This window comes from uncultured Algibacter sp. (assembly GCF_963976535.1).
Taxonomy (GTDB): domain Bacteria; phylum Bacteroidota; class Bacteroidia; order Flavobacteriales; family Flavobacteriaceae; genus Algibacter_B.
Genome location: NZ_CAXBLF010000035.1, coordinates 25693 through 35201, shown reverse-complemented (window position 1 = coordinate 35201; position 9509 = coordinate 25693). Strand labels below are relative to the sequence as shown.

The window sequence follows — 9509 nt, the reverse complement described above, 5'->3', positions numbered from 1 at the left end:
CAAATTTTCTTAGATGGAGATTTATTTAACTCTGGTGTTCGTCCAGCAATTAATGTAGGTATCTCGGTATCTCGTGTTGGTGGTAATGCTCAGATTAAATCAATGAAAAAAGTAGCAGGTACTTTAAAATTAGATCAAGCACAGTATCGTGAGTTAGAGGCGTTTGCTAAGTTTGGTTCTGACCTTGATGCCGTTACTTTAAATGTAATTGAAAAAGGAAAGCGTAACGTGGAGATCTTAAAACAAGCTCAAAACGATCCGTTTACAGTTGAAGATCAAGTAGCTATTATTTATGCCGGATCTAAAAACTTATTAAGAGATGTGCCTGTTGAAAAAGTAAAAGAATTTCAAAGCGATTATTTAGAATTCTTAAAAGCGAAGCATGCAGATGTACTTAGTACTTTAAAAGCAGGAAAATTAACTGATGAAGTTACAGATACATTAACCGCTGTAGCAAAAGATTTATCAGCTAAGTATAAATAGCCCCTCCCAGCCTCCCCGAAGGGGAGGAGTTAAAAGGAGGACGCAATCATAAAGTATAACTAACAAAATCCCTCCCCTTTGGGGAGGTTAGGTGGTGCCAATGGCGAATCTTAAAGAAATACGTAACAGAATATCATCAGTATCTTCAACGATGCAGATTACCAGCGCTATGAAAATGGTGTCTGCTGCAAAGTTAAAGAAGGCTCAAGATGCTATTACGGCAATGCGTCCTTACGCAGATAAGTTAACTGAACTTTTACAAAGTTTAAGCGCAACGTTAGATGCAGATTCCGGAAGTGCATATTCTGAGCAACGTGAATTAAAAAAAGTACTTATAGTGGCTATTACTTCAAACAGAGGTTTAGCAGGTGCTTTTAACTCAAACATCATCAAAGAAATTAACAGATTGGTTTCTGAAACTTATGCCCATCAAGAGGTTTCTTATCTAGCTATTGGTAAAAAGGGAAATGATGCTTTTAAAAAGACTAATAGTGTTATTGCTAATAAAAGTGAAGTTTATGATGATTTAACGTTTGATAATGTTGCTGAAATTGCAGAGTTATTGATGGAGAAATTTGTTGCTGGCGAGTTTGATAAAATCGAAATTGTTTATAACAAATTTAAAAATGCAGCTACTCAAATTGTAATGACTGAACAGTTTTTACCAATTGTTCCTGTTGAAGGTGCGGCTCACGTTAATGCAGATTACATTTTTGAACCTTCAAAATTAGAAATTGTTGAAGAGCTTATTCCTAAGTCTTTAAAAACACAATTGTTTAAAGGTGTTAGAGATTCTTTTGCAAGTGAACATGGTGCGCGTATGACAGCCATGCACAAAGCAACTGATAACGCTACTGAGTTAAGAGATCAACTTAAATTAACTTACAATAAAGCACGTCAAGCATCAATTACTAACGAAATATTAGAAATTGTTGGTGGAGCGGAAGCTTTGAATAATTAATATTATTATGCTGAGCTTGTTTCAGCATCTTACATAAATTTATAAAAACCTAACTTTAACGAGTTAGGTTTTTTTGTTATAAAAACACTATTTTTAACTTTATAAATAAATAGTTTTTGAGCACACTAAAGAAGTTCTTTAAAGATACCATCATATATGGTTTGGCAACTGTTTTGCCAAGACTAATGAACTTTGTGTTAGTACCACTGCATACAAGCACTTTAGAAACTTCAAGTTATTCGGACAACACAACGTTTTATGTGTATGCGGCATTTTTTAATGTGCTGCTAACCTATGGTATGGAAACTGCTTTTTTTAGATTTTTCAGTAAAAGTGAGGAAAAGCAAAAAGTGTTTTCAACCGCAATGATAAGTTTAACAGTTACGGCAGTTTTGTTTCTGTCAGTTGTTTTAATTTTCAATCAACAGCTAGCTGAATTGGTGAATCTAAATCAAAATTATTTCAATCTTTTAATAGGGATACTGGTTTTAGATACTATTGTTGCAATTCCGTTTGCTTACTTAAGAGCTACAGGAAGACCAATCAAATTTGCTGCAATTAAAATAGTCAATATACTTACGGTAGTAGTTTTGAACTTCTTCTTTCTATGGGCAATACCAAAATATAGTATAGGTTTTCCAAATTATGACAGTAATGACTTAGTTAAATATATCTTCATTGCCAATTTGGTTGCAAGCGGCGTCACGTTTCTATTGTTATCACCATATTTTTTAAAAACAAAATTACAGTTTAGTAAAACAATATTTAAACAACTATTAAACTATGGATTACCAATAATGGTGGCTGGTTTAGCTTATGTTATCAATGAGAATTTTGATAAGTGGCTTTTACCGGATGTGCTTGGAAAAGATATTAACGGCGCTTATAGCGGTTGTTATAAGATAGCCGTTTTCATGACTATATTTATTCAAGCGTTTCGGTTAGGTGCTGAGCCTTTCTTTTTTAATCATTCTAAAGAGAAAAATGCCAAAGAAACTTATGCTAGAATAATGAAGTACTTTGTTATTTTTGGAAGTGCTATGTTAATCTTTATCATAGCTTATTTAGATATTTTTAAAGTTCTTATTGTAAGAGATGAAAGTTACTGGATCGCCATAGATATTGTCCCCATTGTGTTGTTAGCTAATTTATGCCTAGGTATTTATTTTAATCTAGCTATTTGGTACAAACTAACAGATAAGACGCTTTTCGGCATGTATTTGTCTCTAGTAGGTGCAGCTATAACTATAGTATTTAATGTTGTTATGATAGAAAAAATAGGTTTTATCGCAGCAGCTTGGGCCACCTTATTAGCTTATGGTATCATGATGATAGCGTCATATGTATTAGGGCAAAAATTTTATCCAGTTCCTTATAGTCTTAAAAGCATTTTAGGGTATTTATTATTTGCAATTATATTATCTGTAATTGCTTTAAACACAAATGCTAACTATTATATAAATACCATGTTAGTTTTAGTATTTTTGGGGCTCGTTGTTTTCATAGAAAAAAACGAAATAAAACAATTGTTAAAAAAATAGTATGCAAATTAAAATAATAAACAAATCGAGACACGATTTACCACAATACGAAACCATAGCATCAGCAGGTATGGATTTACGTGCCAATTTATCAGAAGCTAGAGTTTTAAAACCATTAGAACGGAGTATTGTAGGTACAGGACTATTTATAGAACTTCCTATAGGAATAGAAGCTCAAGTGCGTCCTAGAAGTGGTTTAGCAGCTAAAAAAGGGATTACAGTACTTAATGCTCCCGGAACTATTGATGCGGATTATAGAGGTGAAATAGGCGTAATTTTAGTCAACCTTTCAAATGAGGAATTCACTATAAATAATGGTGAACGTATTGCTCAATTAGTTGTTGCCAAACACGAACGCGCAGAATGGGAAAAGGCTGAAACTCTTTCTGATACTGATCGAGGTTCTGGAGGATTTGGGAGTACTGGAACGAAGTGATTGACGAATTACGATTAACGATTTTTGATTTCAGAACAAAAAACATTCATTAGTTCGTGGCAAAATGGAAATATAGAACAAAATATTAATCTTAATAAAAATCCCCTCTCCTTTGGAGAGGGTTAGGGAGAGGAATGAAAATAATAGTACCAATGGCGGGACGAGGTTCTCGTTTACGGCCGCATAGTTTAACCGTACCAAAACCATTAATTCCAGTTGCAGGACAACCTATTGTTCACCGATTGGTAAAAGATATTGCTAAAGTTTTAAAGCAACCTATTGAAGAAATAGCCTTTGTTTTAGGAGATCCAGCGTGGTTTGGAGATGATGTGGTTTCAAGTTTAGAAGATTTAGCTAAAAATTTAGGCGCAAAGGCGTCCATTTATCGTCAAGACCAACCCTTAGGAACAGGGCATGCTATTATGTGTGCAAAACCATCATTATCAGGACCTGCGGTCATCGCTTATGCAGATACTTTGATTAGAGCAGAATTTGATTTAGATCCAGCAGCAGATAGCGTCATTTGGACAAAACAAGTCGATAATCCAGAAGCTTATGGTGTGGTTAAGTTAAATTCAAATCAAGAGATTGTTGAGTTAGTTGAAAAACCAGAAACCTTTGTAAGCGACCAAGCTGTAATTGGAATTTACTATTTTAAAGATGTAACTATTTTAAAAGGAAAGCTACAAGAAATATTGGACGACAACATTATGAATGGAGGTGAATACCAAATTAACGATGGTATTAAACGCATGATGGCAGAAGGCAGAGTATTCAAAACAGGAACGGTTGATGAGTGGATGGATTGCGGAAATAAAGCCATTACTATTGAAACCAATCAACGTATGCTAGGGTTTTTAAAAGCTGATGGTGAAGAGCAATTGGTAGCTTCTTCAGCAAAATTAGAGAATTCTAATATTATTGAACCTTGCTTTATTGGCGAAAACGTAGTGCTTAAAAACACAACCATTGGTCCTTTTGTTTCTGTTGGAAACGATACAGTTATTGAAAACTCAACCGTTAAAAATAGCTTAATTCAGACCCATACAAGTATTAAAAACGCTAATTTGGACAACGCTATGATTGGTAATCATGTGAAGTATGACGGTGTGTTTACTAGCATAAGCATTGGAGATTATTCGGTATTAGAGTAATTTTGTCATTCCCTCAAAGGAGGGAATCTCATAGATTTGAGTTTGGAATACAATTTGAAGCTGTAAATTATGCTTAAAGACTTGCTGCTTGCGTTAGGGGTTGCAGTGAAACATTTATGTTCATGAATTCATTAATATAAAATAGAAAGCATGAATAAAATCCCACAACGACCCCTTTTTTTGGGGGAGTGAGGACTTGCAACCCTTCGACTCCGCTCAGGATAAACTTCAAGCCCGAACCTTGTGGTAACGCCCAAATAATTGAATAAATAATGAAACAAAAAATCTACATATTCTTTTTTCTCTTCGGAATGCTTTTGCTTCCGCAGATAAATTATGGGCAAGTAGATTTTAATAAAACGCCTGATGACGATTTGGGTGATAACGAAGATAAATTCCAAGAGCTATTTTACGAGGCTTTAAAGCAAAAAGGAATAGAGAATTATGATAGAGCTGCAGAAGCCTTTCAAAAGTGTATTGAAATAGATAATTCGGTACCCGTTTTGTATTTTGAATTAGGTAAGAGCTACAATAAGCTTAAAAATTTTGGAGCAGCAGAAGATGCCTTGAAAGAAGCGGTTGATAAAGATCCTGATAACGAATGGTTTTTAGATGAACTCTATGGGTTTTATGCTTCACAAAACGAGTATGACAAAGCTATAAAAACGGTTAAGCAGCTTGTAAGGTTTCATCCAGATTATAAAGAAGATTTAGCCTCACTTTATGTAAGAACCAAAGAATATGATGCCGCTTTAGAAGTTTTAGATGCGTTGGATGCTGAGTTCGGAATTTCAGTAAGCAGAGATATCATGCGGAATCGAATTTATGAAGCTACAGGCCGTAAAAAAGACCAAATAAAGAATTTAGAAAGTCGAGTTGAAGACAATCCAGAAAAAGAATCGAATTATCTGGCGCTTATTTTCCGCTACAGTGAAAATAATGAAAAAGGAAAGGCTTTTGAAACTGCTAAAGAACTTCTGAAAATTAACCCGAATTCGCAACTCGTACATTTGGCATTATATAAGTTTTATTTAGATGATAATGATGCAGAAAAGGCTATTGAATCTATGAAAATAGTGATTAAAAGTACTGAAATAAAGCCGGAAGCTAAATTAAAAGTACTTACAGATTTTGTAAAGTTCGTTAAAGAAAACCCTGAATACGAAACAGATTTGATTGAAGCGACTGCCATGGTAAGCGATACCAATAACAGCAAAACAGTTATTGAACTAGGGCAATATTATTTGGCAAAAAATAACAAAGAAAAGGCTCTAGAAAACTTTGAAGTTGCATTAAAGTTAGAATCTAATAATTTTGAAGTTTTGCGAAATGTAATGCTTCTGTATATTGATTTAAAAAAGTTTGATTTGGCTAAAGAAAAGAGTGGTGATGCTCTGGAGACATATCCTTCTCAGGCATTACTTTACTTAATAAATGGTGTGGCTTTAAATGAACTAAATCAGCCAAAAGAAGCTCTTGAATCTCTTGAAACTGGGTTGGATTATATTATTGAGGACACCAAAATGGAAGCTGATTTTTATAACCAGTTAAGTAAAGCCTATACCTTGCTAAACAATACAACCAAGGCAAAAACGTTTAGTGATAAGGCAAAACAATTACAACCCCCAAATTGATGCATACACCCAAAGCTAATAGTTTTTTAAAGAATCTAAGAAATTTATTTTTCCTTTTATCAAGGCATAAATTTTCAAGCATAGCCCTAGTTACGGTTGCAAATTTTAACGAAGAAAAAAGGAAAAAGAAAGCGTTAAAAATCTCAAAAACTATTGGCTTTGAGTATTTAACCTCAAAAATTATCTTAGGCTTATTTGTTATTATGTTGTTTAATTGCAAATCTGCAAAAACAATTAGTAATGGCGACGCAAATTATAATCTGTCTACTAAACAATTAGTAAAAGAAAATGCAAAACAAGCTGCCGATTTTAAAACCTTGCAAGCGAGACTTAAAATCACCTATACCCAAAAAGGTAAATCTCAAACCCATTCCGTTACCTTTAGAGCTAAAAAGGATGAAGCACTATGGATAAACGCAACATTCTCGGTAATTAGGGCGTTAGTTACTCCTGAAAAAGTGAGTTTCTATAATAAGTTAGATAACACTTATTTTGATGGGGATTATAAATATTTAAGTGATTTATTAGGAACTGAATTAGATTTTGAAAAAGTACAAAATTTATTGTTAGGAGAGACGTTATTTAATTTAAAGGAAGGCGCGTACATAGCTTCCGCAGATCATGACGCATATATAGTACAGCCCAAACAGCAGCGCGATTTATTTGAAATATTCTTTTTATTGAATCCTTCAAACTTTAAAGTAAAATCGCAACAAATTTCGCAACCAAAAGAGTTTAAACATCTTCAAATTGATTATTTATCCTATCAAGATGTTGAAAAACAAATTATACCAGAACGTATTAAAGTGATTGCTGTTGAAGCTAGTGAAGAAATGACTGTAGAATTAGAGATGAAAAATGTGTCTTTAAACCAAGACTTGCGTTTCCCATTTAAAATACCTTCAGGATTTAAAGAAATAGAGCTTTAAATGAACGTTAGTAAGCATACATATAAGATTGTTTTTATTCTAGGGTTTTTACTATCTACAAGCTTAGGTTTTTCTCAAAGTGATAAACAAAAACAACTGGAATCACGCCGACAAGAATTACGTAGAGAAATCCAGAAGATTAACGAACTACGATCAGAAAATAAATCCAAGGCAAAATCTGAATTATCTTTAATTGAAGATTTTAATTATAAAATTAGCGTACTATCTAATTTAATAAAAGTTACTAATCAGCAAGCTAATTTACTAACCCGAGAAATTAGTTCTAATCAAAATAAAATTTCAAGTTTAAGAGACGAATTAAAGCAGCTAAAAGAAGATTATGCGGCTATGATAGTGAAGTCTTATAAAAGCAAAAACCAGCAAAGTAGAATTATGTTTTTGCTGTCTTCAAACGACTTTAAGCAAGCTTATAAGCGCTTGCAGTATATTAAACAATATTCAGACCATCAGAAGCAACAAGGCGAGATTATAAAGTCTAAAACTCTAGAATTACAAGACACCAATACAAGTTTGTTAAAACAGCAAGAAGATAAAAAGAAACTTATTGCTGAAAACAGAGTGGTTCAAAATGCACTAGAGAAGGAGCGTAAGCAACATAAAACGATAATGGCTTCTATTAAAAAGAACTTGTCTAGATATGCATCTCAAATAAAACAAAAACAACAAGAAGCCGATAAAATTGATAGAGAAATAGACAGAATTATTAAAGCGGCTATTGCAAAGTCAAATAAAAAAGCAGGAAAGGCAACAAGCTCCAAAACATTTGCTTTAACTGCGGAGGAAGAGGTTTTAGCATCTAACTTTATTTCTAACAAAGGGAAGTTGCCTTGGCCTGTTGAGAAAGGTTTTGTGCGCTTAGGTTATGGAACACAACCGCATCCTATTGATAGATCGTTAACTATAAAAAGTAACGGTGTACGTATTGCTACAGAAAAAGGTGCAAAAGCTAGAGCAGTTTTTGATGGTGAAGTGAGTGAGATTCTTAAAATGAAAAATGTAAACCCTATAGTGATGATTCGACACGGGAATTACTTAACGCTATACAGAAATCTATCTCAAGTGTATGTGAAAAAGGGCGATAAAGTAAAAACGAAACAGGTTATAGGTGAGGTTTTTACAAATCCTTCAAATGGAGAAACCATATTAAGCTTTACCTTGTCTAAAGGAACTGCCACTGAAAATCCTGCTAGTTGGATTTATAAAATGTGACACGAAGTGTCATCCTGAACCTGTTTCAGGATCTCATTAATGAAATTTTCTACTTTTAATTTATGGATTATCCCCTTGAGGATTATAGGAGTGATATTCACAAACGTTTTGTTAAAATGAATTGAGGAATACTTTTCAAAATATAAATTGAACAAAAAAGAGTGGAATTCTGATTAACGAATTTATTTTCAGACCCTTCAGGTTTTTAAAACCTGAAGGGTCTTTTTTTTTGCGTTAGAGATTGAGCGGTTAGACTACGCTCATCGCAGGCTAAATGTTTGAGCTCCCTGATCAAAGGAGGGCGAGTAATGAAATATTTATATTCATGAGTTCAATAATTTAAAATTGAAACCAACGAATAAAGCCCGACTTTTTGCTATCCTGCAAGGTATTTAAAACCTGGCAGGTAAAAAGTAACGCCCAAATTATTACATTAATCAAATAAGGCCTTTAACTCCGTAGCTTCACTAGGTTTTATTTTTCCGGCTAGTAAAAGACTCAATTGTTTTCTACGTAAAGCGGCATCAAAACGCGCTATTTCAAGGTCCGTTTCTGGAGATACTTCGGGCACTTTTACAGGTCGCCCAGTTTCATCAACTGCAACAAAGGTGTAAATGGCTTCGTTGGCTTTGGTTCTGGCACCAGATTCTCTGTCTTCCATCCACACATCAATATAAATTTCCATAGAGGTATTAAAAGCGCGAGACACCTTTGCTTCTACAGTTACAACACTTCCTAAAGGCACCGCTCTATTAAACGCCACATGGTTTACAGAAGCAGTTACTACAATACGTCTGGAATGTCGCCTAGCAGCAATACTTGCAGCACGATCCATACGTGCTAATAATTCGCCACCAAATAAGTTATTTAATGGATTGGTTTCACTTGGTAAAACCATATCTGTCATGGTAGTTTTAGATTGTTCTGGTGTTTTTGCCTTCATCGCGGATTTTTATGAGGTGGCAAAGTTATACCAATTTGCTTATAAAATGTAGCATTAAAGACAAAGTTATTTTTGAATGTAAAAACGCTGTGATTAAATTGCATAGCCCAGTACGGAATTTATGAACAAGGCATTTATATTCAAATAGAACGAGGCGACTTGCGATATTTTATAAGCAAGTTGGTATTAAGTATTAAT

At 33.9% G+C, this 9509-nt stretch carries 8 protein-coding genes and 1 pseudogene; 8 read left to right on the top strand and 1 reads right to left on the bottom strand.

The features are described 5' to 3' along the window. The 8 genes and pseudogenes from AAC024_RS10480 to AAC024_RS10445 all read left to right on the top strand — a co-directional run. Positions 1 to 483, top strand: a pseudogene (locus tag AAC024_RS10480) (F0F1 ATP synthase subunit alpha); the annotation flags it as partial. 100 nt (positions 484 to 583) lie between these two features. Next, a complete protein-coding gene (atpG, locus tag AAC024_RS10475) occupies positions 584 to 1444 on the top strand; it encodes an ATP synthase F1 subunit gamma (protein ID WP_339895336.1) in 861 nt (286 codons plus the stop codon). A 116-nt stretch (positions 1445 to 1560) separates the two neighbouring features. Continuing rightward, a complete protein-coding gene (locus AAC024_RS10470) occupies positions 1561 to 2985 on the top strand; it encodes an oligosaccharide flippase family protein (protein WP_339895335.1) in 1425 nt (474 codons plus the stop codon). Between the two features lies 1 nt (position 2986). Next, on the top strand, positions 2987 to 3421 hold the full coding sequence (gene dut / locus AAC024_RS10465) for a dUTP diphosphatase (RefSeq protein ID WP_339895334.1): 435 nt from the start codon (positions 2987 to 2989) through the stop codon (positions 3419 to 3421). Positions 3422 to 3555: 134 nt separating this feature from the next. After that, entirely contained in the window at positions 3556 to 4575 is a 1020-nt protein-coding gene (locus tag AAC024_RS10460) for a sugar phosphate nucleotidyltransferase (protein ID WP_339895333.1), read from the top strand. 272 nt (positions 4576 to 4847) lie between these two features. Continuing rightward, positions 4848 to 6209, top strand: coding sequence for a tetratricopeptide repeat protein (locus AAC024_RS10455; protein WP_339895332.1), 1362 nt, complete (start codon positions 4848 to 4850; stop codon positions 6207 to 6209). Next, complete coding sequence (locus tag AAC024_RS10450) at positions 6209 to 7138, top strand: DUF4292 domain-containing protein (RefSeq protein ID WP_339895331.1); 930 nt, start codon at positions 6209 to 6211, stop codon at positions 7136 to 7138. The genes AAC024_RS10455 and AAC024_RS10450 overlap by 1 nt, the downstream gene beginning before the upstream one ends. Further along, the gene (locus AAC024_RS10445) at positions 7139 to 8368 is read left to right on the top strand and encodes a peptidoglycan DD-metalloendopeptidase family protein (protein WP_339895330.1); all 1230 of its coding nucleotides are present in this window, start codon (positions 7139 to 7141) and stop codon (positions 8366 to 8368) included. Between the two features lie 433 nt (positions 8369 to 8801). Here AAC024_RS10445 and AAC024_RS10440 read toward each other — a convergent pair whose 3' ends face one another. Further along, on the bottom strand, positions 8802 to 9311 hold the full coding sequence (locus AAC024_RS10440) for an acyl-CoA thioesterase (RefSeq protein ID WP_339895329.1): 510 nt from the start codon (positions 9309 to 9311) through the stop codon (positions 8802 to 8804). Positions 9312 to 9509 lie beyond the last annotated feature (198 nt).